We start from the raw sequence: 23,954 nt of genomic DNA, 5'->3' as shown, positions 1-23,954 counted from the left end.
GGGGGAGGATTCCATTTTACCGGTGGTCGCGGCGTCATGGTGTGCCCGGACCGGCTACCCGGCCCCCGGCCTGCCGCCGTGCAGACCCCTGAAACGACGACGCCGGCCCTGCGGCCGGCGTCGTGGAAGCGGTCAGCGACCGGTCTTCACTTCGGTCCACAACCGGGTGTAGAGCTTGTCCACCTCCGGGGTGTTGATCGAGTAGGTGAACATCTTGGCGGCCACGTCGGCCGGCGGGTAGATGGTCGGGTCGGTGCGGATCGCCTCGTCCACCAGCGGGGTGGCCTTGGTCACCGGGTTGGCGTAGTGGATGAAGTTGGTGTTGGCGGCAGCCACCTTCGGTTCCAGCAGGTAGTTGATGAAGGCATAGGCGGCCTCCGGGTGCTTGGCGTCCTTGGGGATGGCCAGCATGTCGAACCACTGCGGGGCGCCTTCGCGCGGGATCGAATAGGCCACCGTCACCCCGTTGGCCGCTTCGGCGGCGCGGTCGCGGGCCTGGATGATGTCACCGGACCAGCCCACCACCAGACAGGTGCCGCCATTGGCCAGCGAGCCCACGTACTGGGAGGAGTGGAAGTTCTGCACGTACGGGCGGATGCCCTTGAGCAGCGCGGCGGCCTTTTCCAGCGTGGCCGGGTCCTGGCTGTGCGGATCTTCGCCGAGGTAGTGCAGCGCGATCGGGATCATGTCCGACGGCGTGTCCAGGATGGTGATCCCACAGTCCTTCATCTTGGCGATGTTCTCGGGCTTGAAGATCAGGTCCCAGCTGTTTGCGATGTCGGTGCTGCCGCCGAAACGCTGCTTGAGCAGTTCCACGTTGTAGCCGATGCCGGTGGTGCCGATCATGTACGGCACGCCGTACTGGTTGTCCGGGTCCTGCTGGGCGATGCGCTTCATCACCTCCGGATCGAGGTTGGCCAGGTTCGGGATCTTGCTCTTGTCCAGCGGCAGGAACACGCCGGCCTTGATCTGGCGGCCGAAGAAGTTCAGCGTCGGCACCACCACGTCGTAGCCACTGTTGCCGGCCAGCAGCTTGGTTTCCACCATTTCGTCGCTGTCGAACACGTCGTAGGTCACCTTGATGCCGGTGGCCTTCTCGAAGGTGGGAATGGTGTCTTCGGCGATGTAATCGCTGTAGTTGTAGACGTTCAGCACCTTGCTGTCGTCGTCGGACTTGCCGCCGCCACAGGCGCTGAGTACGGATACGGCAATGCCGAGGGTGAGGATTCGCAGCTTCATCGGACTCTCCACAGGTCAGGTGCGAGATGGGGGAACCGGCCAGACCGGCACAACGGGTGCCAGCCTAACGGGCATGCCCCCATTTTCCCAGCACATGGCCCTCACGGCCATGCCGGATCTAGCGACGGGCCGCCGCTCAGACGTTGAGCAGCAGGAATTCACGCTCCCACGAGCTGATCACGCGGAAGAAGGTCTCGTATTCCTTGCGCTTGACCGACACATAGGCCCGGCAGAAGCGCTCGCCCAGCATCTCGCGCAGTTCCGGGCAGCCTTCCAGCCCGTCCAGCGCCTCGCCCAGCGAGCGCGGCAGGTCGTAGCCCAGCTCCTTGGCACTGCCAGCGATCGGCGCGGTGGGGGAGCCCTGCTCGCGGATGCCGAGCAGGCCGGCGGCCAGGGTGGCGGCGATGGCCAGGTAGGGGTTGGCATCCGAGCCGGCGAACCGGCTTTCCACCCGCATGTTCTCCGGCGTATCCAGTGGCACGCGCAGCCCGCAGGTGCGGTTGTCGAAGCCCCAGTGCACATTGCTCGGGGAGACCTCGCCGAACATCAGCCGGCGGTAGGAGTTCACGTTCGGCGCGAAGAATGCCATCGCCGCCGGCACGTACTTCTGCAGGCCGGCCAGGTAGTGCCCGAACAGCGGGCTGAAATCCTCACCGCCATGCTCGCCGGTGAACACGTTGCTGCCGTCGCTGATCCGCAGCAGGCTCTGGTGGATGTGCATCGCACTGCCCGGCTCGTTCTCCATCGGCTTGGCCAGGAAGGTGGCGTAGATACCGTGGCGCATCGCCGACTCACGCATGGTGCGCTTGAACAGGAACACCTGGTCGGCCAGATCCATCGCATTGGCGTGGGTGAAGTTGACCTCCAGCTGGGCCGCGCCGGATTCGTGGATCAGCGTGTCCACGTCCAGCTTCATTGCATCGCAGTAGTCGTACATCAGATCGAGGATCGGATCGAACTCGTTGACCGCATCGATGGAGTAGGACTGGCGCGCGGTTTCAGGGCGTCCGGAGCGGCCGGCCGGCGGCAGCAGCGGGAAGTCCGGGTCGGTGTTCTTCTGGACCAGGAAGAACTCCAGCTCCGGCGCCACCACCGGGCGGAGGCCCAGTTCGGCATAGGCATTGAGGACGCGCCGCAGCACGTTGCGCGGGGCCAGTTCATGCGGCTCACCGGTCTTGGTGAAACAGTCATGGATGACCTGGGCGGTGGGATCGGTCGCCCACGGCACCATGCGCACGGTGTCGGCATCCGGGCGCAGGATCATGTCCGAGTCCGAGGGTGAGGTCAGCTCGTAGTAATCGTCTGGGAACTCGCCGGTGACCGTGGTGGCGAAGATGCCTTCCGGCAGGCGCGTGCCGTAATCGTGCGAGAACTTGTCGGCCGGAATGATCTTGCCGCGCGCGTTGCCGGTGATGTCCGGCACCAGGCACTCCACCTCGGTGATGCGCCGGTCCTTGAGCCAGCGCAGCAGCGTGCTTTCTTCGGGCACCGGCGGCGGAGCGGCCTTGCGCGAAGAAGAGGCCGCTTTGCGCGGGGCTGTGGCTTTACGCGAACGCGTTCGGGTGGTCATGACCGGTCTGCTTTGCAGGAGTAACGGCGACAAGCATCGCCGAAGGCTTGGAAAATGCGGTGATGGAAGGGATGGTCGGTAACACGCCATTCCGGGTGCCACTGTACCCCGAGCACGAAGCTGTGGGCGTGGCTGCGCGCGGCTTCCACCAGGCCATCGTCGGCACGCGCCTCCACCCGCAGGCCGGCAGCGAGGCGATCAATGCCCTGCCCGTGCACCGAATTGACCTTCACACGGTCCGCGCCGGCCCATGCCGCGAGCCAGCCGCCGCCGGTTAACTGCACGGCGTGCGCCGCTGCGTACTGCTGCTCCACCGGCGCGGCCGCGTCCTCGCGGTGATCGGCCAGCCCGGGCACCCCGTGCACGCGCGCGTGCAAGGTGCCACCGAGGGCCACGTTCAATTCCTGGAAGCCGCGGCAGATCGCGAGCACCGGCAGGTCGCGTTCCAGCGCGGCCTGCAGCAACGACAGCGCATTGGCGTCGCGCGCCGGGTCGTGCGGGTTGCCCGGCCAGGTAGGTGCACCGCCGTAGTGATGCGGCTCGATGTTGCTTACTGCACCGGTCAGCAACAGACCGTCGAGCCGGTCCAGCCAGTGATTGGCCGGCAATGGTGGCTGCAGGCTGGGCAACAGGACCGGCGTGGCACCGGCCGCCACGGCCAGCGCGCGGATGTACTTCTCACCGACCACCGCAAAGCGATGGTGGCCCAGTGGCGTGCTGTCAGTGGGCAGGCCAACCCAGGGGGGCGCGACCATGCGGCATGCTCCGATGACCTGCTGCCACGGTAGCGCCGTGCCCGGGCGCGGTGCAACACGCCCGGCCGGAGGCGTGCGCCCTCACATACCGGCGGCAGTACCTGCGACAGACTGCGCGCTGTCACCGCGGATCGTTGCTGGCATGCTGTCACCATGATTGACGTCCCCACCCTCCCCTGCCGGTGCACACCGTGAGCCGCGCCGGCCAGGACCATGTGTCCAGCTGGTATGCCGACAGCCTGCCCGCGCAACGACTGCGCCCGGCGCTGGCCGGCGACCACGCCACCGATGTGTGCGTGCTGGGCGCGGGTTATACCGGCCTGTCGGCGGCGCTGTCGCTGGCCGAGCGCGGCTACCGGGTCAGCGTGCTGGAAGCGCATCGGGTGGGCTGGGGCGCGTCCGGGCGCAATGGCGGCCAGGCCATCGTTGGCTACGGGTGTGAAGTGGATACACTGGAACAGCTGGTGGGCGCCGAAGACGCACGGGTGCTGTTCGACTATTCGCGCGACGGCATGGCCTTGCTGCGCCACCGCCTGCAGCACTACCAGATCGACTGCGACTGGCACGATGGTCACGCCAGCGTGCCGATCACGGCCCGCCAGGAGCGCGCGCTGCGTGGCGGGCTGCTCGACCTCGCAGAGCGCTACGACTATCCGCTGCAGTGGTGGGACCGCACCCAGCTGCAGGCGCAGCTGGACAGCCCCCGCTACACCGGGGCCATGTTCGATGCGGCCAGTGGCCACCTGCAGCCGCTGGCCTATGCCCAGGGCCTGGCGCGCGCGGCAGAAGGCCTGGGGGTGGTCATCCACGAGCAATCGCCGGTCGTGCAGCTGGTGCGGGGGCCGCGTCCGCAACTGCGCACCGCCCACGGCAGCATCCGCGCCGACCACGTGGTGATCGCCGGCAACGCCTGGCTGCAGGGCATCGCCCCGGAGCTGGAAACGCGGATCATGCCGGTCGGCACCTACATCGGCGCCTCGCAGGTACTGGGGGCCGAACGCGCCCGGTCGCTGATCCGCAACGGTATGGCCGTGGCCGACGTCAGCTGGGCGCTGGACTACTTCCGGCTCAGCGCCGATCACCGGCTGTTGTTCGGCGGGCGGGCCAGTTACTCCGCGCTCCCTCCCCCCGGGCTGCGCGGGGTGATGACCCGGCGCATGCACCAGGTGTTCCCCCAGTTGGCCGACGTGGGCATGGAACAGGTCTGGGGCGGCTACGTGGACATCACCCGCAACCGGGCGCCACATTGGGGCCGGCTCACGCCCAACGTGTACTTCGCGCAAGGGTTTTCCGGCCATGGCGTGGCCGCGACCGGGCTGGCCGGGGCGGTGCTGGCCGAGGCCATCGCCGGGCAGAACGAACGCCTGGATGTATTCGAGCGCATTCCCCACCGCCCCTTCCCAGGGGGTCGGCTGTTGCGCACGCCGCTGCTGGTGGCGGCGATGTCCTGGTACAAACTGCGGGATGCGTTGTGGTGAACACCGATGACGAAATCAATTCCATAGCAATAGCGACATGCATCACATTCAGGTGTAGATAATACGCAGCACTTCACGCCCGCCGCGTCTCATTGGATTCCGATAATCGCCCACGACGATTGCATGCGCAGGGATCAGTCGATACTGTCGCGCTGATGAGTTTCCATGTCGACCCGCGCGGGTATGGGCACGAACAGCAGGAGGAACCAACGATTGGATTGGTGGAGAAATGGACTTCAACTCAACCTGCGTATCCGGCCGGCCGGGTTCGCCGTTGCATTGGTGTACGCCTTCGCCTGTTGGGGTGCACGACAGGTATCGCTTGATCAGTTCTATCTGCCCGCTGGCGTCCGGGTTGCCGCCCTGCTGCTCTGCCCTGCCCGCTTCTGGCCATACCTGATCCTGGGCGAATACGCGTACTTCGCCCAGATGCGGTATCCCATGATCGACAAGTACGGGCTGACCTGGGTGGTGATCGCGTCGGCATGCATGATGCCGGCGGTGGCGCTGGTGGTGCGCCTGCATCGCAAGATGATGACGGCGCAGGCGGAGGTGTGGCTTCTCTCGGTTGCCGCGACCGCCGCACTGGTAGCCACCGTTCTGAAGCTTGGACTGTCGCATCTGTTGTGGCCCATACCGCCCAGCCTGCCCATTCTCAGCAGCGCAGCACGATTCGCACTGGGCGATTACATCGGAATATTGACGCTCGCCCCCTTGGCCCTGCTCTGGACGAAACGCGGAGCGCGCTACGACTGGCAGGCATGGCGAGGGCTACCGACGGTCATTGCGCTCTCTTTGCTGCTGGTGCTTGCCATTGTGACCCGGCTGGCCGCCGCCGATGGTGACGCGACCAAAACCAGCCTGCAACTGATGATGGCGTTGCCCGTGGTTGCCTTGACCTGCATGCACGGCTGGCGTGGCGCCGCGGTAGGTGTGCCGCTGCTGAACCTGATCATCAGCGCGACCACACCAAGCACCGGCCTGCCCGGCTCGTTCGACGCGCCTACCTTCGCCACGCAGCAGATCATTGCGCTTGCCGGTACTGCGCTTCTCGCCTTGGGCGCACAGATCAGTCACTACTTCCACCAGTACGCGCGCCGCGACCAGGATGGCAAGCGGGCACTCATCCTTTCCCGGACCGCACACATCGCCAGTGAGATGGACCTGCGCGAACGGGCGCTGGGCCTGAGAAAGATCGCCGATGGCTTGGACGTATCCATCCAGGAAACAGTTGAACTGCTCAGGCGGCATGGCCACCACGAGCCTGCCGAGCGGCTGCTGCGTGCCTCGGCGGCCCATTCGCGGCAATTCCGTGAGCAGACCAGCATGGTGTACCCAACAGCACTTGAGCAGGTGGGCCTTTATCTTGCCCTGCAGGTAAGCGGTGCCCGCGAAGCCTGGGATGCGACCGACAGGGTGTCGCGCCCTCGCCTGGGTGGAGACCCGTGCAGGTTGAGCGTAGGACTTCAGTTGGCCACGTACCGGACATTGACCGACGCGGTATCCATTCTCCTCAAGAACGAGTACGGGCAGATTCAAGTACGTGCGCGTTGCGGTCAGGTCCAGCAGCATCGCGGCATTTTGGTCACCGTGGGGCTGTTGGACGTCAACCGCACCCTTTCCCCGGCAACCATGGCCTTGGTCTCCGAACGTCTGGCGGCGCGTGCGTTGGCCTATGGCGGAGCAGTGACCTGCCACCGCAATCGTGTCCGAATGCTGCTGGTAGATGCGCCCGCACCTGCCTCCAGACAGCCAGTGCAGACCCCGCTCGTGCTGCGCGAGAACGCACTCTAGCGTCGGTCCAGGCGCCCTGCAGATCGCTGCGGACGGATCTGCAGGTGGCCTCAGCCACCTGCAGACGTTTTCAGTTCCGCGCTGCATCGCGCGGGGACATCAACCGCCGTTGGCGGGAACCTCGACGGACCAGATGGCGTCATTGCCCTCGCCGTAGACCACCAGCGCGAACTCGGCACGCCTGTACACCTCGCGGCGCACGGCGTTGCCCGGCACGACCAGGCGCTGGGACGGCAACGAGGTGCGTGCGGGACTCTTACCGGCTGGTAAGGTGAAGAATTGATCGTCGATCTTGCCCACGATCACGCGCACCTGGCCCGCAAGATCATTTACCTGGTAATACGAGATTCCATCGCGCTCAAAACCGTATACGCGCCAGTTGGGATCCTGACTCAGGTTCACAGCCAGCGGAAGCGATTCCCCCATGCCGCTTTTCGCCAACGCAATGCCGTTGCCATCGCTCGGACAGCAGGCGGCTGCCGCAACGAACGGCATCGAGAGCAGGCTCACGACCAAAACCACATCACGAACGCGGAAAATTCGCACAAGCACCTCCGGAGTATAAGTAATGGAAACAGCCAGTTGATTCTATCGTTGCCGCGGGGACATATTCTTTGACAGTATTCCTAAAGCGAAATGACCCTTTTTGGCTCGCCCCGCCAGCGACGGCATGAGCTCCAGCAGAGTCCTCAGTCTTTTGCACCGCGCGGCAGGCGTGTTCCGGGTCCCCATCTGGCGCCAAAAGTCCCGGCAGAGGACTGGCCTACCCCGCCCGTCCCGACCGGCACCGCCGCACTGCCAGCCACACATCCACCCTAAAGTTGCATGTGAAATCGCCGCTATATCTGCCGACCCACTCGAAATCGAGCGTACGCCACATGCCGGCTCTGTTGCAGGGCGCTTTCGACAGCGACCCCGGTGATGCCTTACCCCAGCGGATCCTGCTGGTGGAAAACTCGCGCACCTTCACCAGCATGCTGCGCGAGGCGATCGAGCAGCGGCTGGAGCTGCCGGTGTTCGTCGCCACAAGCCTGGCCGAGGCCGGACGGCTGCTGGACGAGGAACAAGGCTGGTTCCTGGTGCTGACCGGGCTGGTGCTGGCCGACGGCGACCGCGACCACGTGGTAGAGTTCTTCCTGTCGCGCGGGCTGCCCACGGTGGTGGTCAGCGGCGTCTACGACGAAGACCTGCGCAAGCGCGTGCTGCAGCAGCAGATCATCGACTACGTCCTGAAGAACACCCCCGGCAGCATCGACTACCTGGTGTGGCTGGTGCAGCGGCTGGAGCGCAACCGGCGCATCGCGGCCCTGGTGGTGGATGATTCGATGTCGGCGCGGATGTACGCCGCCTCGCTGCTGCGCATGTACGGCCATACCGTCTACGAGGCGGCCGACGGCGCCGAGGGCCTGAAGGCGATCGAGGCGCACCCGGCGATCCGGCTGGCGGTGGTGGACCAGGAAATGCCGGGGATGGAAGGCGTGGAATTCACCCGCCGGCTGCGCACGATGCGCTCGCGCGACAAGCTGGCGGTGATCGGCATTTCCGGCAACACCGACCCCTCGCTGATCCCGCGCTTCCTCAAGAACGGGGCCAACGATTTCCTGCGCAAGCCGTTTTCCCGCGAGGAATTCTTCTGCCGGGTCTCGCAGAACGTGGACCAGCTGGAGCTGATCGGCACCCTGCAGGACCTGGCCACGCGCGACTTCCTGACCGGGCTGCCGAACCGGCGCAGCTTCTTGGAGCAGAGCCAGCGCCAGCTGCCGCAGCTGCACCACAACGACGACCTGGTGGCCGTAGCGATGATCGACATCGACCACTTCAAGCACATCAATGACACCCACGGCCACGAGGCCGGCGACGACGCACTGCGCGCGGTGGCCGCCGCAGTGGCTGGCCATGCCCGCGACCAGGACCTGATCGCACGCTTCGGCGGCGAAGAATTCTGCCTGCTGGTGCCGGGCCTGGAAGAAGACGAGGCGCGCGGCTATTTCGAAATACTGCGCGAGCGCATTGCGGCGCTGGAGGTGAAGCTGGGCGACACCACCCTGCGCATGACCGTGAGCATCGGGCTGTGCTGCCTGCGTCCGCAGCGCGATTCCCTGCACCGCCTGATCTCCGAGGCCGACCGCCAGCTGTACCTGGCCAAGGCCGGCGGGCGCAACCGCGTGAGCTGCACCAGCGTGGCCAGTGCCGCCCGGGAAACCGCCCTGACGCCTTGATCGAGATCAACGCGAGCGTGTCGCGATCAACCTAGAGTCGTTCCCAGTTGAACACCACAGGGAACGCACCATGGCACTTCTGGTCTGGCAGGACGACCTGAACATCGGCATCGACGTCATCGACCACCAGCACATGCGGATCGTGGAGATGCTCAACCACCTGCACGTGGCGCAGACCAGCCTGCAGCGGCTGGCGGTGGCCGAGGTGATCGACGAACTGGTGGACTACACCATGTCGCACTTCGCCTTCGAGGAAGAGCTGATGGAGGAAGCCGGCTACCCGTTCTGCGCGGCGCACAAGCGCGTGCACGAGATTTTCATCAAGCGCGTGGCCGAGTACCGCCTGCGTTTCCAGGCCGGCGAAGACATCAGTGACGAACTGCGCACCATGCTGTCGCGCTGGCTGTTCAACCACATCCGTGGCGACGACAAGGCCTATGCACCGCAGGTCAAGCAGCACCTGAACCAGTTCGCCCGCGAGCACCAGCAGGGCAACTGGCTGGGGCGCACGCTCAAGCGCTTCTTCCGCTGAGCGCCGCGCGCCGGCCCATGGCCAGCAGCGCCAGGATGGTCACCAGGGCGGTGCCGCACAGGTAGAAGCCCACCGCGAGCAGGCCGAAGCGCTCGGCCAACCAGGTGGCTACGTACGGCGCCGGGGCCGCGCCGAGGATGCCGGCCAGGTTGAACGACAGCGACGCGCCGGTATAGCGCACCTGCACCGGGTAGATTTCAGCCAGGAAGGTGCCGCACGGGCCGTAGGTGAGGCCCATCAGGAACAGGCCCAGCGACAGGAAGCCCAGCACCAGCCACGGGCTGCCGGCCTGGAACAGCGGGGCGAACACGATGCCGAACGCGAGGATCAGGCCGCTGGCCACGATCATGGTGCGGCGCGTGCCCCAGCGGTCGCCGTACAGCGCCGACAACGGAATGCCGGCGGCGAAGAACAGGATGCCCACCATCTGCAGCAGCAGGAACTGCTCGCGGCTGTACTGCAACACGGTGGTGCCGTAGCCGAGGGTAAACACCGTCATCAGGTAGAAAAGCACGAAGGTGGCGAACGCGCCCAGCGTGCCCAGCACCAGGGTCAGGAAGTGCTCGCGCATGACCGTCCACATGGGCAGCCTGACCCGCTCGTTGCGGTCCAGCGCGGCCTGGAACTGCGGGGTCTCATGGATGTTCAGGCGGACCCACAGGCCGACGGCGACCAGCAGCGAACTGGCCAGGAACGGGACGCGCCAGCCCCACTGCAGGAAGTCGCCGTCGCTCATCGCCCGGCCCAGCAACAGGAAGATGCCGGCCGACAACAGGAAGCCCAGCGGCGCCCCCAACTGCGGGAACATGCCGTACCAGGCGCGCTTGCCCGGCGGCGCGTTCTCGGTGGCCAGCAGCACCGCCCCGCCCCACTCACCGCCCAGCCCAAGGCCCTGGCCGAACCGACACAACGCCAGCAGGGCCGGGGCGAGGATGCCGATGCTGGCATGCGTGGGCAGCAGGCCGATCGCCACGGTGGACACGCCCATGGTCAACAGGGCGGCCACCAGCGTGGCCTTGCGCCCGATCCGGTCGCCGTAGTGACCAAACACCGCCGAGCCCACCGGCCGCGCGATGAAGGCCACCGCGAAGGTGGCCAGCGACTGCAGCAGGGCCGCGCCATCGCTACTGTCGGGGAAGAACAGATGCGGGAACACCAGCACCGCCGCCGTGGCGTAGATGTAGAAGTCGAAGAACTCGATGGTGGTGCCGATCAGGCTGGCCAGCAGGATGCGGCGGGGCGAATTGGCGGCAGGTGCGGCAGGAGTCGACATCGGGCACACGCAAAAGGGCAGCTGCCCGATTCTGCCATGGCCGCGCGACGCTGCGGCCGATGGTTGCAGACGTGACCGTCGCCGCCGGCATGCCGGCCCAGCGCGCTCAATCGCCCAAGTGGATCCAGGTGGCCTTCAGCTCGGTGTATTTGTCGAACGCGTGCAACGATTTGTCGCGACCGATGCCGGACTGTTTGTAGCCGCCAAACGGGGCGGTCATGTCGCCGCCGTCCCACTGGTTCACCCACACGCTGCCTGCGCGCAGCTGGCGCGCTACCCGGTGTGCACGGCCCAGGTCGCGGGTCCACAGACCGGCGGCCAGGCCGTAGCGTGAATCGTTGGCCAGCCGCAGCGCATCGGCTTCGTGGTCGAAGCCCAGCACGCTCAGCACCGGCCCGAAGATTTCCTCGCGGGCAATGCTGTGGCCGGCATCCACCTCGTCGAACACGGTGGGCTGCACATAGCTGCCCCCGGCCACCACCTCCACCCGCTTGCCGCCCAGCAGCAGGCGCGCGCCTTCGGCCTGGCCACGGTTGATGTGGTCCAGCACCTGGTCGGCGTGCCGATCGTCCACCAGCGCGCCCATCGGCGCGTCCGGGTCGAAGGGGTGGGCCGGCTGCATGCGCCGCGCGTGCGCCAGCACCCGGGTCACGAATTCGTCCTGGATCGAGCGCTGCACCAGCAGCCGCGATGCTGCCGTGCACACCTCGCCCTGGTTGTAGAAAATGCCGGTGGCGGCCGCTTCGGCGGCCTTGTCCAGGTCCGGTGCATCGGCGAACACCAGGTTCGGGCTCTTGCCGCCGCACTCCAGCCAGGTGCGCTTGAGGTTGGACCGCCCGGCGCACTGCAGCAGCCGCTTGCCCACGACAGTGGACCCGGTGAATGCCAGCGCGTCCACCTCCATGTGCAGCGCCAGGGGTTCGCCGGCGCGGGTGCCGTCGCCGGGCAACACGTTGAACACACCGTCGGGAACGCCGGCCTCGGCGACCAGTGCGGCCAGTCGGATTGCACTCAACGGCGAGCGCTCGGACGGCTTGAGGATCAGCGAATTGCCAGCTGCCAGGGCCGGGGCGATCTTCCAGCAGGCCATCAGCAGCGGGAAGTTCCACGGCACGATGGCGGCCACCACGCCCACCGGCTCGCGGCTGACCAGGCCCAGCGTGTCCGGTGCGGTCGGGGCGATCTCGCCGTATAGCTTGTCGATGGCCTCGGCAGTCCAGCGCAGGCAGCGCACCGCGCCCGGCAGGTCGCCCTGGCGCGCGTCGCGGACCGGCTTGCCCATGTCCAGGCTTTCCAGCAGGGCCAGCTCGTCGGCATGCTGTTCGACCAGGTCGGCCAGCCGCAACAGCACCTTCTTGCGGTGGACCGGCGCGGCGCGCGACCAGTGTCCGGCATCGAAGGCGCGCCGCGCGGCAGCCACCGCGCGCTCCACGTCGGCGCTGCCGCAATCGGCCACCTGGGCCAGTGCACGGCCGTCGATCGGGCTGATACAGGCAAAGCGCGCGCCGTCGGCGGCGTCCACGTAACGGCCATCGATGAAGGCCTGGCCATTCACCACCAGCGCATCGGCCTGGCGTTGCCATTCCTCGCGGGTACGGGCAGCGGTCATCGGAGTCTCCAGCAGTGGATATCGGCCCCCTTTATACCCACCGTCCTCACCCCGCGCCGTGACGCATCTGCGATAGAGTCGTGACCATCCGGTTCCCTGCGGAGTTGCCGATGCGCCGTGCCGAACACCCGTTGTCGTCCCTGTCCCAGCAGCGTCCCGACGCGATGGACGCGTTCTGGATGCCGTTCAGCGCCAACCGCCAGTTCAAGGCGTCCCCGCGCCTGCTGGTGCGGGCCGAAGGCATGTACTACCACGATGTCGACGACCGCCCGGTGCTGGATGCCGCGGCCGGGTTGTGGTGCTGCAACGCCGGCCACGCACGGCCGCGGATCGTGCAGGCGATCCAGCAGCAGGCGGCCACGCTGGATTTCGCCCCGCCCTTCCAGATGGGCACGCCGTTGCCGTTCGTGCTGGCCCAGCGCCTGGCCGCGCTGGCGCCGGCACCGTTGAACCATGTGTTCTTCAGCAATTCCGGTTCCGAAGCGGTGGATACCGCGATGAAGATCGTGCTGGGCTACCACCGCCTGCGCGGCGAGGGGCAGCGCACCCGCTTCATCGGCCGTGAAAAGGCCTACCACGGGGTCGGTTTCGGCGGCATGTCCATTGGCGGGCTGCCCAACAACCGCAAGCAGTTCGGCTCGCTGCTGGCCGGCAGCGATTTCCTGCGCCACACCCTGGACCTGGAGCGCAACGCCTTCAGCGCCGGCCTGCCGCGGCATGGCGCCGAGCTCGCCGAGGACCTGGAGCGGCTGATCGCGCTGCACGACGCCTCCACCATTGCAGCGGTATTCGTCGAACCGATCGCCGGCTCGGCCGGGGTGATCCTGCCGGCGCCTGGCTACCTGCAGCGGCTGCGCGAGATCTGCGACCAGCACGGCATCCTGCTGGTGTTCGATGAGGTGATCACCGGCTTCGGCCGGGTGGGCAATGCGTTTGCCGCGCAGCGTTTTGGCGTCACCCCGGACCTGATGACGCTGGCCAAGGGGCTCACCAACGGCGCGGTGCCGATGGGCGCCACGCTGGTGTCCGATGCGGTCCATGCGGCCTTCATGCAGGGCCCGCCGGCGGCGATCGAGCTGTTCCATGGCTATACCTATTCGGCCCACCCGCTGGCCTGCGCCGCGGCGCTGGCCACGCTGGACACCTATGCCGAGGAGCACCTGTTCGAGCGCGCCATCGAGCTGGGCGACTACTGGCAATCGGCGCTGCACAGCCTGCGCGGTCTGCCGCACGTGGTCGACATCCGCAATTTCGGGCTGATCGGCGCGGTGGAGCTGATGCCGCGCAAGGATGCCCCCGGCGCGCGTGGCTATGAGGTGTTCGCGCGCTGCTTCCGCGAGGGCGGCCTGCTGGTGCGCTGCACGGGTGACGTGATCGCGCTGTCGCCGCCGTTGATCATCGACAAGGCGCAGATCGACCGCATCGTGGAGATCCTGGGCGACATGATCAACGCCACCGCCTGATACGCCATGGCGCAGGGCCTGGCTGAACCCGGCGACCGGGACGCAACTACCCCGCCCCATTACAATGTTCGGTCACGTTGGCTCGCGTACCGGATTGCATGGACATTGTTGTCAAAGAAGAACTGAAGGCCTACATCGATCCCCTGACCACCGACGAGCACGACGCGCTGGAGCGCAGCATCCTGGCCGAAGGCTGCCGCGATGCGCTGGTGCTGTGGGGCGATGTGCTGGTGGACGGACATAACCGCTTCGGTATCTGCCAGAAGCACGGCCTGCCGTTCCAGACCGTGCAGAACACCCGTTTCCAGTCGATGGACGACGTGCACCTGTGGATGATCGAGCAGCACCTGGGGCGGCGCAGCGTGTCCGACTTCCAGCGCGGCGTGCTGGCCCTGCGCAAGCGCGACATCCTGGCCGAGCGCCACCGCGCCGAGCAGGCCCAGCTGCAGAAGGAGAGCGACGGTGAGATCGCCCATGCCAGCCCTGAAGGCGACGAGGACAGCCCGCCATGGGCGCCGGCACCGAAGGTCAGCCGCGCCGACATGGCCCGCGAAGCGCGCCTGAGCAGCAGCCAGGTCACGATGATCGAGCGCATCCACAAGCAGGCCGCGCCGGAGCTGGTGGAAGCAGTGAAGACCGGGGTGATCTCGATCAGCGCAGCCGCCGCGGTGGCCGACCTGCCCGAGGATGAGCAGCGCGCCGCGGCCGTGGGCGGCAAGGACGAGCTGAAGCAGGCGGCCAAGCGCGTGCGCGAGGCCAAGCGCAAGCCGCGCAAGCCGGTGCAGGAGGTGCTGCACAGCGCCGACGGTGACGCCGAGGTGGACCCCAGCCGCGAAGCCGAGATTGCCGACGCGCTCAACGCCCTGGGCGAAGGCCCGGCGGAACTGCGCCAGCGGGTGATCGCGCTGACGCTGGAAAACGACGCCCTGCGCCAGCAGCTGGCGGCGCTGCGCAAGCAGCTGGCAGACGCAGACGCGTGATGTGAAGCGGTGCGCCGCGTAGAGCCGGGCTCTGCCCGGCTGCTCTTGGTGCGGGCATCGCCATGGCCTGTCGGACGATGTGCCTGGTTGCCGGGCAGAGCCCGGAATTACCGTTCTGTTTGGGTTCGCGGGGTTCGCCCGGTAGTGCCGGGCAGAGCCCGGCACTACCGGGTGCTCATACGGGGGTGGGTAGACTGTGGGGATGACACCTATTGCTCCCCCCGACCCCCGCCGCGCGCAGCTGCGCCGTCTCAAACTGATCGCGCTGGCGATGCTGTTGGCCATGCTGGGCGGCTTTGTCATCAGCCATCTGCAGGGCGAGCGCGGCGTCTGGGCCTGGGTGTCGGCGTTCTGCGAGGCCGCTGCCGTGGGCGCGCTGGCCGACTGGTTCGCCGTGGTGGCGCTGTTCCGCCGCCCACTGGGCCTGCCCATTCCGCACACGGCAATCATCCCGCACAGCAAGGACCGCATCGCAGACAGCCTGGCGGTGTTCGTGCGCGACCAGTTCCTGGAGCCGCAGGCGCTGCTGGCGCGGTTGCAGGTGTTCGACCCGGCCAGCCGGCTGGGCAGCTGGCTGGCCGACCCCGCGCGGTCGCGGCTGTTGGCCGACATGGCCCGCGGCTGGGCATTGCAGGCGCTGGACTTCCTGGACGAGGCGGCGGTACGGCGCAGCATCCAGGGCTTTGTGATCCAGCAACTGCGGCAGTGGAATGCCGCAGCCACCGCCGGCGAGCTGCTGGGCCTGCTCACCGCCGACAACCGCCATCAGCGCGTGCTTGACGAGGGTCTGACCCGGGTCAGCGAGTGGCTGGACAACGACTCGGTGAAGCAGCGCGCGTCCGAGCTGATCGTGCGCTACATCCAGCGCGAGTGGCCCAAGCTGGCCAGCACCGTGAACTGGGTCAAGCCGATCGACGAGATCGGTGACAGCCTGGCCGAGCGCATGGCGCACGCGGTGCTGGCCGAGCTGCAGCAGATCCTGGCCCAGCCCGAGCACCCGCTGCGGCGCGATTACGAAACCTGGCTCGCCGATTACATCCAGCGCCTGCGCACCGACCCGGCGCTGGCCGGGAAGATCGACCAGATCAAGCAGCAGATCATCGACCACCCCGCCGTGCAGGAGTATGTGCAGGGCCTGTGGGAGCGCATCCACGCCAGCCTGCGCGCGGACCTGTCCAGTGAGGAGTCCGCACTGGCCGGCCACCTGCGCCGCAGCCTGGCCTCGGTCGGGCAGGCGCTGCAGGACGACCCGTCGCTGCGCGATGCGCTCAACCAGCACCTGATGGACGGCGCCGAACGCCTGACCAGCCGCCTGCGCGAGGGTGTCACCCAGCACATCGCGCAGACCGTCAAGGGCTGGGACGAGCGCCACCTGGTCGAACAGCTGGAACTCAGCGTGGGCCGCGACCTGCAGTTCATCCGCTTCAACGGCACCCTGGTGGGCGGCCTGATCGGTCTGCTGCTGCACGCCCTGACGGTGTGGATGCACTGGTAGGCACCCTGCCCGGTTGACGGATTGACCGGGTGTTTTTGTGAATTGGTTCGCGTATTCTGCCGCGCATTCCGGGCTGGTGTGGCCCACAGGGGGAATGATGCAAAGGACCATCCTTGCGCTGGCGCTGTGCGCGCTGGCCAGCAGCGCCCATGCCGGGCGCGTGTACAAATGCGCCGCCGGCGGGCAGACCATCTACCAGACCGTGCCCTGCCCGCCCGAGCAGGACACCGGCGTGACCCGGCCGATCACCCGCGACCCCAACCTGACCTGGGAAGAACGCACCCGCGCCCAGCGCGAGCTGTACGACGCCCGCCGGCGCATGCAGGCCGATGCCGGCCGCGGTCAGCCGGCGGTGCGCGGTACGGTCATCGACGGCTCGATGGATCCGGAAAAGTGCGAGGACCTGCGCGTGCGTCGCGACATCAGCGAGGCCTTCGGCCGCACCGCGCCGCAGCGCGTTGAAGACGAGATCAAGAAGGCCTGCGCGAAGCGATGACCCGGCGTACCGCGCCCACCAACGCCTCCATCTGCGCCGGCGTGCTGAAAATGCCTGGCGTCACCCGCAGGCAGGCGCCTGAGGCCAGGCCGTCGCGCGGCACCACGAACACGCCCGAGTGCCGGACCATCTGTTCGGCGGTGGCGGTGGTATCGGCCAGCGTGGCCTGCCCGCGCAGACGGAAGGCGGCGATCGCGCTGGACAGGCCTGGATCGGACGAGGCCAGCAGTTGCACGCGGTCATCGTCGCGTAGTGCATCGAGCCACAGGTTGCGCAGGTACAACAGGCGGGCGCGCTTGTTGGCCACCCCGATGCGCTGGTGCAGGTCCAGCGCGACCGGCAGCGCCATGCACGCGGCGAAGTTGACCGTGCCGGTGTGGACGCGGCTGTCGATGCTGTCATCATCGGCCTCGCCCATGTACGGGTCCAGATCGCGCACGCGGCCGCGCCGCACGTAGATCGCCCCCATGCCGACCGGCGCGCCGATCCACTTGTGCAGGTTGATGCCGACGAAGTCCACGCCCAGCGCGCGCAGCGGGGTGTCCACCTGGCCGATGCCATGCGCGGCATCGAGCACCACGTCCACGCCGGCGGCACGGGCCAGCGCCGCGATCTCGGCCACGGGCAGCAGCATGCCGTTGCGGTGGTTGACCTGGGTGAGTAGCAGCAGGCGGGTACGCGGGTGGCGCTGCAGCGCCTGCCGGTAGGTGTCGATGATGCTGTCGTGGTCGAACGGTTCGGGCAGCACGATGCGCTGTGCCGCCACACCGCGGCGCACGTGCAGCCAGCGCATCGCGCTGATCATGCTGTCGTAGTCGGTGTCGGCGTACAGCACGGTGTCACCGGGGGCGAGCCGGTGATAGCCGCCGATCAGGACCTGCATCGCCTCGGTGGCGCCGCGGGTGAGCGCGATCTCGTCGGCGTGCACGCCCAGCACCTCGGCCAGACGGGTTCGCGCCTGTTCCAGCAGCGGTGGAAACGCCCGCCGCCCGAACCACGCATTGCCGGCGTTCACCGTCGCGGTGGCCTGCTGGTAGGCCTGCAGTACCGGGCGTGCCATGGCCCCCCAGTACCCGTTGTCGAGCATCACCACCTCATTGTCGAGGTCGTACAGCGCGCTTATGTGCGCCCACCAGATGTCGTCGGTGGCCAGCTGGGCTGGCGTGCGGTCGCGGATCATCGGCAGTTCAAGCCCATCCATCATCACGTGTCTGCATCGGTCTTGGCAGGTTGCAGTCTGCCAGTGCACCGGCGTGCATGGCCACGCCATGGCAGGGAGTGAACAGTTTGATAACGCTTGCCGAACGAAATGATAATGACTATCATTCACGCATCGGATGTACGCCCAGCCTCTCCGGCCCCGGCAGCGCGCGTCGCGCCATGGTCCCGCCCCGTGTACGCCCCTCGACGACCCGTTCTGGTGCCCGCGAATCGCCGATGGCGGCGAAGCGGTGCGCCGGAGCAATCCCGCCGGAGATGCAGGCTGCCCTGCCCCACCACGTTGTCACGTGGCGCCACGCCCAGCGCGGCCCGCAATGGATTGCAACGCCGCTTTACCCCCCTGGAAACCCGCCATGACCGCTTCAACCGCATCGCCGCTGATCCGCCCCTCCCTGCTGAGCCTGGCCCTGCTTGCTGTCCTTGCCGGCCATGCACCGGTGACGCTGGCCGAGACCGATCCGGGCGATGCCACCACGCTGGACACGGTCAAGGTCACCGCCGACGGCGACATCCCGACTTCGTACACGGTCAAGCAGGCGCGTACCGCCACCAAACTGGATCTTTCGTTGCGGCATACCCCGCAGTCGGTCACGGTGGTTACTCGCCAACGCCTGGACGACATGGGGTTGTTCGCCCTGTCCGACGTGATGAGCCAGGTCACCGGCGTGCATGTGTCGGTCACCGACAGCGAGCGCATCAGCTACATCTCGCGCGGCTATGCGATCAACAACTTCCAGATCGACGGCATGCTCAACACCTTCGGTGGGTCGCTCAAGACCAACACCGACAGCGCGATCTACGAGCGCATCGAAGTGGTTCGCGGCGCCACCGGGCTGACCACCGGTGCCGGCGATCCGTCGGGCACCATCAACATGGTGCGCAAGCGCCCCACCGATGCCGTGGCGATGAGCGCCGCGCTCACCGTGGGCCGCTGGGGCAACCAGCGCCTGGAAGCGGACATCGGCGGCCCGGTCGCCCTGGACGGCCGCGTGCGCGCGCGGTTCGTGGCCGCCAAGCAGCAGAGCGATTCGTTCCGCGACATCTACAAACTCGACAAGGATGTGTTCTACGGCATCGTGCAGGCCGACCTGGGCGACAGCACCCTGTTCGAGGTCGGCTATGACTACCAGTCGCCGAAGACCACCGGCGTGACCTGGGGCGTGGTGCCGTACTGGGGGGCCGATGGCACGCCGGCCAACCTGCCCCGTTCCACCAACTTGTCTGCCGAATGGAGCAGCTGGCCGATCGTGGAAAAGACCACCTTCGCCCGCCTGGAGCAACAGCTGGGCAACGGCTGGGCGATCAAGGCCGCCGCCACCCAGGCCAAGCGCGATACCGACGGCAGCGTCTGGTATGGCGCGGCCGGCTACCCGCGTGCGGACGGCACCGGCGTCACTGCCTACACCAGCCACTTCGCCGAACGCAGCGAAATGAAGGTATTCGACCTCAACGTCAGCGGCCCGTTCCGTCTGTTCGGCCAGGAGCATGAGCTGGTCGCCGGCATCGGCCAGTCGGTGCGCGACAGTGAGGTGCCCGGCATCGACATCCCCGACTACCCGGCCAGCTACGCCCAGGTGCCCGACTGGCGCAACTGGACCGGCCAGGTCGCGCAGCTGCCGATCCAGCGCCTGGGCCGCATCGCCTCGGAAAACGAGCTGCGCCAGCGCGCCGCCTACGTGGCCGCCAGGCTGCAGCTGGCCGATCCATTGCTGGCGGTGCTCGGCGCGCGCTACGGCAGCTGGGAAACCCGTACCTGGGCCTACCGCTATGACGCGGCCGGCAACCGCAACGGCACCACCCGCGGCGGCTACAAGCCGGACGACTCCCTCACCCCGTATTTCGGCCTGATCTACGATTTCACCCGGCAGCTCAGCGCCTATGCGAGCTACACCGACATCTTCCAGCCGCAGTCCTACCGCGACCGCAACAACAACTACCTGGAGCCGGTGGTCGGGGACATGTGGGAAGCCGGCCTGAAGGGCGAATTCTTCAACGGCCGCCTCAATGCCTCCGCGGCGGTGTTCAAGGGCGTCAAGGACAACGTGGCCGAACTGGACGACACGGTGCAGCCAGGCAGCCTGCCCGATGGCACCGATGCCTACCGCTCCACCGGCAAGGGCAACAAGGTGCGGGGCTGGGAAGTGGAAACCCAGGGCAGCATCACCGAGAACTGGAACATCTCGGCCGGCTTTGCCCACACGACCATCCGCAACCAGGCGGGCGTGCTGCAGAACACCACCAACCCGATCGACACCTTCCGCCTGAGCACCAGCTGGCGGCCCAGCGGTGCCTGGGACCGGTTGTCGCTGGGCGGCGGGGTGACCTGGCAGAGCAGCATCTACCGCAACAGCACCAAGCCGCGCGCCGACTACCTGACCAGCGGCCGCACCGAATCGGCACGCATCACCCAGGACGCGTTCTACCTGGTCAATGTGTTCGCCGGCTACCGCTTCAACGACAATTTCTCGGCCCAGCTCAACATCAACAACCTGCTCGACAAGAAGTACTACAGCAACGTTGGTTTCTATAACGGCGTGTACTGGGGCGAGCCGCGCAACGTGATGTTGAACCTGCGCTGGAAGCTGTAACCGTTCTCCAGGGAACGTTGCTTCGTGCAGCGACACGGCCACGGACGGCCACTTTTCCATGCATCACCGGCCGCGGCCGGTGATGTCCGTTGTTCGACATGACATTGCAGGTTCCCCGTGGACAGCACGCCTGACGCCAGCTGGTTCAGCCGCTTCGGAAGTTTCTTCGCCCGCCCCTGGCTGGGCGTGTTGTCACGCTCGCTGGCCGCCATCTTCGGCGGCTACGCGCTGGCCGCCACCTGCGCGATGTTCTTCGCCGTGGCCCTGCCGATCGCGCGTGGACAGGCCGTGTTGACCGGGATGCTGGTGGCGATCGTGCTGTGCGCCTGCGCGGCGCTGTGGGCATTCGCCACCCGTACCGCGCTGCGCGCGTGGGTCGGCATCCTGATCCCCACCGCGCTGTTCTGGGTGGGTACCGAACTGCTGAGGGCTGGCGCATGAAAAACGGATTCCGCCAATCGATGGCGTGGCTGCACACCTGGACCGGCCTGCTGGTCGGCTGGCTGCTGCTGCTGATTTTCATGGCCGGCACGGCCAGCTACTACCGCGAAGAGATCAGCCGCTGGATGCGCCCGGAGCTGCCGCGCAACACGGTGTCCAACGAGATCGCCGCCGAACGGGCCATTGCCTTCCTGCAGCACAAGGCGCCGCAGGCCGAAAGCTGGAACGTGACCCTGCCCGACCCACGCAACCCGGCCATGCGGATGTTCTGGCGCAATCCCGAATCGATGGTCAAACCGCCTGCGGAAGGCGAGAAGCGCCGGCGGCGTGGCGGTGGCCGTTTCGGTGATGCCACCGTGGACCCCGGCACCGGCGAGGAAGTGGCCGCGCGCGAAACCCGCGGCGGTGACTTCTTCTACCGCCTGCACTTCGACCTGCACTACATCCCCGTGTACTGGGCGCGCTACCTGGTGGGGTTCTGCGCGATGTTCATGCTGGTGGCAATCATCACCGGGGTGATCACCCACAAGAAAATCTTCAAGGACTTCTTCACCTTCCGCAAGGACAAGGGCCTGCGCTCGTGGCTGGATTTCCACAACGTCAGCGCGGTGATGGCCCTGCCGTACCACGCGATGATCACCTACACCGGCATCGTCACCCTGATGTTCATGTACCTGCCGTGGGGCGTGAACGTGGCCTACCCCAAGGATGAGGATGCGTTCTTCAGCGAAGCCTTCGCGCGCCTGGCCGACATCGACACGCCGTCGGAAGGACACGCCGCCGCCCTGCCGATCCAGCAGCTGCTCGACGCTGCGCGCGCCGAGTGGAAGGGCGCGCAGGTGGGCGGCTTCACCCTCTACCACCCGGGTGCGGCCAACGCGGTGATCGATATCCAGCAGCGCGATGGCAAGCGCCTGTCGGTAGATACGCCGTCGCTACGCTTCAACGCGGTGACCGGTGCGCTGATGGAGGCCAGCCCGCGCTCGGGCGGCGCCACCCAGACCCGCGGGGTGATGTACGGCCTGCACCTGGCGCGGTTTGCCGACTGGGGCCTGCGGGCATTGTTCTTCGTGTCCGGCCTGATCGGCTGCCTGATGGTGGCCAGCGGCGTGGTGCTGTGGGCGGTCAAGGAACGGCCCAAGCATGCCAAAAGCGGAAAGATCGGCTTCGGCCTGCGCTTGGTGGACGCGCTCAACATCGGCGCGGTCGCCGGCCTGCCGATCGCCTTCGCCGCCTACTTCTGGGGCAACCGGCTGCTGCCCGTGCAGATGGCCGAACGTTCCGATGCGGAAGTGAACGTGTTCTTCTACGCCTGGGGCGCGGCCCTGCTGGCGGCCTTCCTCTGGCCCAAGCGGCTGATGTGGGCGTGGCAGCTGTACCTGGGCGCGGCGATGTTCCTGTTGATCCCGGTGATCAATGCCCTCACCACCCACGCCCACCTGGGCGTGACCCTGCGCACCGGCGACTGGGTGCTGGCCGGGTTCGACCTGATGATGCTGGCCTTCGGTGCGGTGCTGGCCTACTGCGCGCTGCGCATGCAGCGTTGGCAGCCGGCGTTGAGCGCGGCGGAGAAGAAGAAGCGGCAGGTTGCCGCGGCGGCGGCCGCCAAGGCGCAGGAAAGCGCACCTGTGGAGGCCAACGCATGATGCTGCTGGCCCTCACCGTAAGCTTCTCGGCCTTTACCGCGCTGTCGCTGGCCATGGACAAGCACCAGCTGGACCTGCACGGCAAGGCGCCGGCCAGCCCGGCACGCATGCGGCGATGGCGTTGGCTGGGCTGGGCGCTGCTGGCGCTGTCATTCGCGCTGTGCGTGTGGGACCACGGCTGGGCCGCCGGTCCGGTGCTGTGGCTGGGCGCGATGACGGTCAGCGGCATACTGATCGCCTTCGGCCTGTACCCGTTCCGGCCACGCTGGATCGTGCCGTTGGCGTGGGCGTTACCGGTGATCGGGATGGCGGTGGCGCTGCTCGCACGCTGACGGGCGGCCGAACAGGGTAGCGCCGACCGTTGGTCGGCTATCGCGATGCCCGAACGGGTAGAGCCGACCGTTGGTCGGCTATCGCGATGCCCGAACGAAAGGCAGCCGACCAACGGTCGGCTCTACCGGGTCATCCGGCGACCGGCGGGCGGGTAGTGCCGGGCTCTGCCCGGCAAGGGTCACCCCGCGAACGGCGAGCGGGTAGTGCCGGGCGCTGCCCGGCAATCAACATTTCCGCGGACGGCAGCCGGGCAGCGGCAGGCGCGACGGGGTTACCCGGTCAGGGGACCAGTGAGAACACGTGCGCCGGTGCGGCCAGGTCGTCGATGACCAGCCGGTTGCGGGCCACGCACTCGTGCAGCGCACCGGACTTCACCGCGACCCGTTCGCTGGCCAGGTTGCCCACCGCTACGACGATCTCCACCCGCTGCAGCTGCAGCGGCCCGAACGCGTGGGCCGCAAGCGCCTGCACGACGCGGGTGGCAACGCCCTGGCCCTGCCCCGCCTGCCGCACCCAGTACCCCAGGTTGCAGAAGCGGTGATCGTGCCGGATGGCGTTCAATCCGGCGCCGCCCAGAAACGCGCCGGTGGCCGGATCGAACACGCCGTACTCGTACGCCGTGCCCGCCGCCCAGCCCTCGCGGCAGGCCTGAAACCACTGCAACGCCTGTTCGTTCGTGTAGTCCACCGAGGACCACGGCATCCAGCGCCGCATGCCCTCGGCCGACTCGCGCACCGCCGCGGCGAACGCGGCGGCATCGGTGTCCTCGAAGGGACGCAGCAGCAGTCCGTGGGCGTGGAGGTGACGATCGTCCATGCAGCC

At 67.4% G+C, this 23,954-nt stretch carries 20 protein-coding genes; 12 read left to right on the top strand and 8 right to left on the bottom strand.

What is annotated here, in order from left to right; translation table 11 throughout:
- Nucleotides 1–132: 132 nt before the first annotated feature.
- The 3 genes from GQ674_RS05885 to GQ674_RS05875 form a co-directional block, all read right to left on the bottom strand.
- The gene (locus GQ674_RS05885) at nucleotides 133–1,239 is read right to left on the bottom strand and encodes a polyamine ABC transporter substrate-binding protein (protein ID WP_128095968.1); all 1,107 of its coding nucleotides are present in this window, start codon (nucleotides 1,237–1,239) and stop codon (nucleotides 133–135) included.
- Nucleotides 1,240–1,375: 136 nt separating this feature from the next.
- The gene (locus GQ674_RS05880) at nucleotides 1,376–2,809 is read right to left on the bottom strand and encodes a glutamine synthetase family protein (RefSeq protein WP_159496335.1); all 1,434 of its coding nucleotides are present in this window, start codon (nucleotides 2,807–2,809) and stop codon (nucleotides 1,376–1,378) included.
- Complete coding sequence (locus GQ674_RS05875) at nucleotides 2,806–3,564, bottom strand: gamma-glutamyl-gamma-aminobutyrate hydrolase family protein (protein ID WP_159496334.1); 759 nt, start codon at nucleotides 3,562–3,564, stop codon at nucleotides 2,806–2,808. The genes GQ674_RS05880 and GQ674_RS05875 overlap by 4 nt, the downstream gene beginning before the upstream one ends.
- Nucleotides 3,565–3,755: 191 nt before the next feature.
- Between GQ674_RS05875 and GQ674_RS05870 the strand changes: the two genes are divergently transcribed.
- Both GQ674_RS05870 and GQ674_RS05865 read left to right on the top strand, forming a co-directional pair.
- Complete coding sequence (locus GQ674_RS05870; protein ID WP_159496333.1) at nucleotides 3,756–5,042, top strand: FAD-binding oxidoreductase; 1,287 nt, start codon at nucleotides 3,756–3,758, stop codon at nucleotides 5,040–5,042.
- A gap of 165 nt (nucleotides 5,043–5,207) precedes the next feature.
- Nucleotides 5,208–6,836 carry an MASE1 domain-containing protein gene (locus GQ674_RS05865; protein WP_236546203.1) on the top strand — a complete coding sequence of 543 codons (1,629 nt, stop codon included), beginning with the start codon at nucleotides 5,208–5,210 and terminating at the stop codon, nucleotides 6,834–6,836.
- A 99-nt stretch (nucleotides 6,837–6,935) separates the two neighbouring features.
- On the opposite strand, the gene GQ674_RS05860 is transcribed toward GQ674_RS05865, so the two are convergent.
- Entirely contained in the window at nucleotides 6,936–7,346 is a 411-nt protein-coding gene (locus tag GQ674_RS05860; RefSeq protein ID WP_236546202.1) for a hypothetical protein, read from the bottom strand.
- A gap of 368 nt (nucleotides 7,347–7,714) precedes the next feature.
- Here GQ674_RS05860 and GQ674_RS05855 point away from each other — a divergent pair, with 368 nt between their 5' ends.
- Nucleotides 7,715–9,055, top strand: a complete 1,341-nt coding sequence (locus tag GQ674_RS05855; RefSeq protein ID WP_201290222.1) for a diguanylate cyclase — start codon at nucleotides 7,715–7,717, stop codon at nucleotides 9,053–9,055.
- 70 nt (nucleotides 9,056–9,125) lie between these two features.
- Nucleotides 9,126–9,587 (top strand): bacteriohemerythrin, encoded by a 462-nt coding sequence (locus tag GQ674_RS05850; protein WP_159496331.1) that lies wholly within the window; start codon nucleotides 9,126–9,128, stop codon nucleotides 9,585–9,587.
- Here the strand turns inward: GQ674_RS05850 and GQ674_RS05845 are convergent.
- A complete protein-coding gene (locus tag GQ674_RS05845) occupies nucleotides 9,568–10,860 on the bottom strand; it encodes an MFS transporter (RefSeq protein WP_159496330.1) in 1,293 nt (430 codons plus the stop codon). The two genes, GQ674_RS05850 and GQ674_RS05845, sit on opposite strands and share 20 nt — an antisense overlap.
- A 106-nt stretch (nucleotides 10,861–10,966) precedes the next feature.
- Nucleotides 10,967–12,469, bottom strand: coding sequence for an aldehyde dehydrogenase (locus GQ674_RS05840; RefSeq protein WP_159496329.1), 1,503 nt, complete (start codon nucleotides 12,467–12,469; stop codon nucleotides 10,967–10,969).
- A gap of 110 nt (nucleotides 12,470–12,579) precedes the next feature.
- Between GQ674_RS05840 and GQ674_RS05835 the strand changes: the two genes are divergently transcribed.
- The 4 genes from GQ674_RS05835 to GQ674_RS05820 all read left to right on the top strand — a co-directional run bounded on the left by GQ674_RS05835 (nucleotide 12,580) and on the right by GQ674_RS05820 (nucleotide 16,903).
- Nucleotides 12,580–13,932: an aspartate aminotransferase family protein gene (locus tag GQ674_RS05835; protein ID WP_159496328.1), complete on the top strand. Its 1,353-nt coding sequence runs from the start codon at nucleotides 12,580–12,582 to the stop codon at nucleotides 13,930–13,932.
- A 98-nt stretch (nucleotides 13,933–14,030) separates the two neighbouring features.
- Nucleotides 14,031–14,912 (top strand): plasmid replication/partition related protein, encoded by an 882-nt coding sequence (locus GQ674_RS05830; protein WP_159496327.1) that lies wholly within the window; start codon nucleotides 14,031–14,033, stop codon nucleotides 14,910–14,912.
- Nucleotides 14,913–15,114: 202 nt separating this feature from the next.
- Nucleotides 15,115–16,407: a DUF445 family protein gene (locus tag GQ674_RS05825; RefSeq protein WP_159496326.1), complete on the top strand. Its 1,293-nt coding sequence runs from the start codon at nucleotides 15,115–15,117 to the stop codon at nucleotides 16,405–16,407.
- Nucleotides 16,408–16,504: 97 nt separating this feature from the next.
- Complete coding sequence (locus GQ674_RS05820; protein WP_159496325.1) at nucleotides 16,505–16,903, top strand: DUF4124 domain-containing protein; 399 nt, start codon at nucleotides 16,505–16,507, stop codon at nucleotides 16,901–16,903.
- Here GQ674_RS05820 and GQ674_RS05815 read toward each other — a convergent pair.
- Complete coding sequence (locus tag GQ674_RS05815) at nucleotides 16,878–18,107, bottom strand: aminotransferase class V-fold PLP-dependent enzyme (RefSeq protein ID WP_236546201.1); 1,230 nt, start codon at nucleotides 18,105–18,107, stop codon at nucleotides 16,878–16,880. The genes GQ674_RS05820 and GQ674_RS05815 overlap by 26 nt on opposite strands.
- Before the next feature lie 370 nt (nucleotides 18,108–18,477).
- On the opposite strand from GQ674_RS05815, the gene GQ674_RS05810 reads away from it, so the two are divergent.
- From GQ674_RS05810 to GQ674_RS05795, 4 genes are all read left to right on the top strand, one after another.
- Nucleotides 18,478–20,712 (top strand): TonB-dependent siderophore receptor, encoded by a 2,235-nt coding sequence (locus tag GQ674_RS05810; protein ID WP_159496323.1) that lies wholly within the window; start codon nucleotides 18,478–18,480, stop codon nucleotides 20,710–20,712.
- Nucleotides 20,713–20,829: 117 nt separating this feature from the next.
- Nucleotides 20,830–21,153: a DUF3649 domain-containing protein gene (locus GQ674_RS05805; protein WP_128098148.1), complete on the top strand. Its 324-nt coding sequence runs from the start codon at nucleotides 20,830–20,832 to the stop codon at nucleotides 21,151–21,153.
- The gene (locus GQ674_RS05800; RefSeq protein ID WP_159496322.1) at nucleotides 21,150–22,799 is read left to right on the top strand and encodes a PepSY-associated TM helix domain-containing protein; all 1,650 of its coding nucleotides are present in this window, start codon (nucleotides 21,150–21,152) and stop codon (nucleotides 22,797–22,799) included. Before GQ674_RS05805 ends, GQ674_RS05800 begins: the two co-directional genes overlap by 4 nt.
- Nucleotides 22,796–23,131 carry a DUF3325 domain-containing protein gene (locus tag GQ674_RS05795; RefSeq protein WP_159496321.1) on the top strand — a complete coding sequence of 112 codons (336 nt, stop codon included), beginning with the start codon at nucleotides 22,796–22,798 and terminating at the stop codon, nucleotides 23,129–23,131. Before GQ674_RS05800 ends, GQ674_RS05795 begins: the two co-directional genes overlap by 4 nt.
- Nucleotides 23,132–23,411: 280 nt before the next feature.
- On the opposite strand, the gene GQ674_RS05790 is transcribed toward GQ674_RS05795, so the two are convergent.
- Nucleotides 23,412–23,948: a GNAT family N-acetyltransferase gene (locus tag GQ674_RS05790; protein ID WP_159496320.1), complete on the bottom strand. Its 537-nt coding sequence runs from the start codon at nucleotides 23,946–23,948 to the stop codon at nucleotides 23,412–23,414.
- Nucleotides 23,949–23,954 lie beyond the last annotated feature (6 nt).

This window comes from Stenotrophomonas sp. 364, from assembly GCF_009832905.1.
GTDB classification, from domain to species: Bacteria; Pseudomonadota; Gammaproteobacteria; order Xanthomonadales; family Xanthomonadaceae; genus Stenotrophomonas; species Stenotrophomonas maltophilia_AP.
Note: the sequence above shows the minus strand (reverse complement) of the source record. Positions and strands in the feature narration are given on the sequence as shown.

Excerpts from the sequence above, each read along its gene's own strand:
- GQ674_RS05875 (WP_159496334.1), bottom strand. The coding sequence starts at position 3,564 with ATGGTCGCGCCCCCCTGGGTTGGCCTGCCCACTGACAGCACGCCACTG.
- GQ674_RS05855 (WP_201290222.1), top strand. The coding sequence starts at position 7,715 with ATGCCGGCTCTGTTGCAGGGCGCTTTCGACAGCGACCCCGGTGATGCC.
- GQ674_RS05790 (WP_159496320.1), bottom strand. The coding sequence starts at position 23,948 with ATGGACGATCGTCACCTCCACGCCCACGGACTGCTGCTGCGTCCCTTC.
- GQ674_RS05885 (WP_128095968.1), bottom strand. The coding sequence starts at position 1,239 with ATGAAGCTGCGAATCCTCACCCTCGGCATTGCCGTATCCGTACTCAGC.
- GQ674_RS05850 (WP_159496331.1), top strand. The coding sequence starts at position 9,126 with ATGGCACTTCTGGTCTGGCAGGACGACCTGAACATCGGCATCGACGTC.
- GQ674_RS05880 (WP_159496335.1), bottom strand. The coding sequence starts at position 2,809 with ATGACCACCCGAACGCGTTCGCGTAAAGCCACAGCCCCGCGCAAAGCG.
- GQ674_RS05830 (WP_159496327.1), top strand. The coding sequence starts at position 14,031 with ATGGACATTGTTGTCAAAGAAGAACTGAAGGCCTACATCGATCCCCTG.
- GQ674_RS05810 (WP_159496323.1), top strand. The coding sequence starts at position 18,478 with ATGACCGCTTCAACCGCATCGCCGCTGATCCGCCCCTCCCTGCTGAGC.
- GQ674_RS05825 (WP_159496326.1), top strand. The coding sequence starts at position 15,115 with ATGACACCTATTGCTCCCCCCGACCCCCGCCGCGCGCAGCTGCGCCGT.
- GQ674_RS05840 (WP_159496329.1), bottom strand. The coding sequence starts at position 12,469 with ATGACCGCTGCCCGTACCCGCGAGGAATGGCAACGCCAGGCCGATGCG.
- GQ674_RS05815 (WP_236546201.1), bottom strand. The coding sequence starts at position 18,107 with ATGATGGATGGGCTTGAACTGCCGATGATCCGCGACCGCACGCCAGCC.
- GQ674_RS05800 (WP_159496322.1), top strand. The coding sequence starts at position 21,150 with ATGAAAAACGGATTCCGCCAATCGATGGCGTGGCTGCACACCTGGACC.
- GQ674_RS05795 (WP_159496321.1), top strand. The coding sequence starts at position 22,796 with ATGATGCTGCTGGCCCTCACCGTAAGCTTCTCGGCCTTTACCGCGCTG.
- GQ674_RS05845 (WP_159496330.1), bottom strand. The coding sequence starts at position 10,860 with ATGTCGACTCCTGCCGCACCTGCCGCCAATTCGCCCCGCCGCATCCTG.
- GQ674_RS05835 (WP_159496328.1), top strand. The coding sequence starts at position 12,580 with ATGCGCCGTGCCGAACACCCGTTGTCGTCCCTGTCCCAGCAGCGTCCC.
- GQ674_RS05820 (WP_159496325.1), top strand. The coding sequence starts at position 16,505 with ATGCAAAGGACCATCCTTGCGCTGGCGCTGTGCGCGCTGGCCAGCAGC.
- GQ674_RS05865 (WP_236546203.1), top strand. The coding sequence starts at position 5,208 with ATGTCGACCCGCGCGGGTATGGGCACGAACAGCAGGAGGAACCAACGA.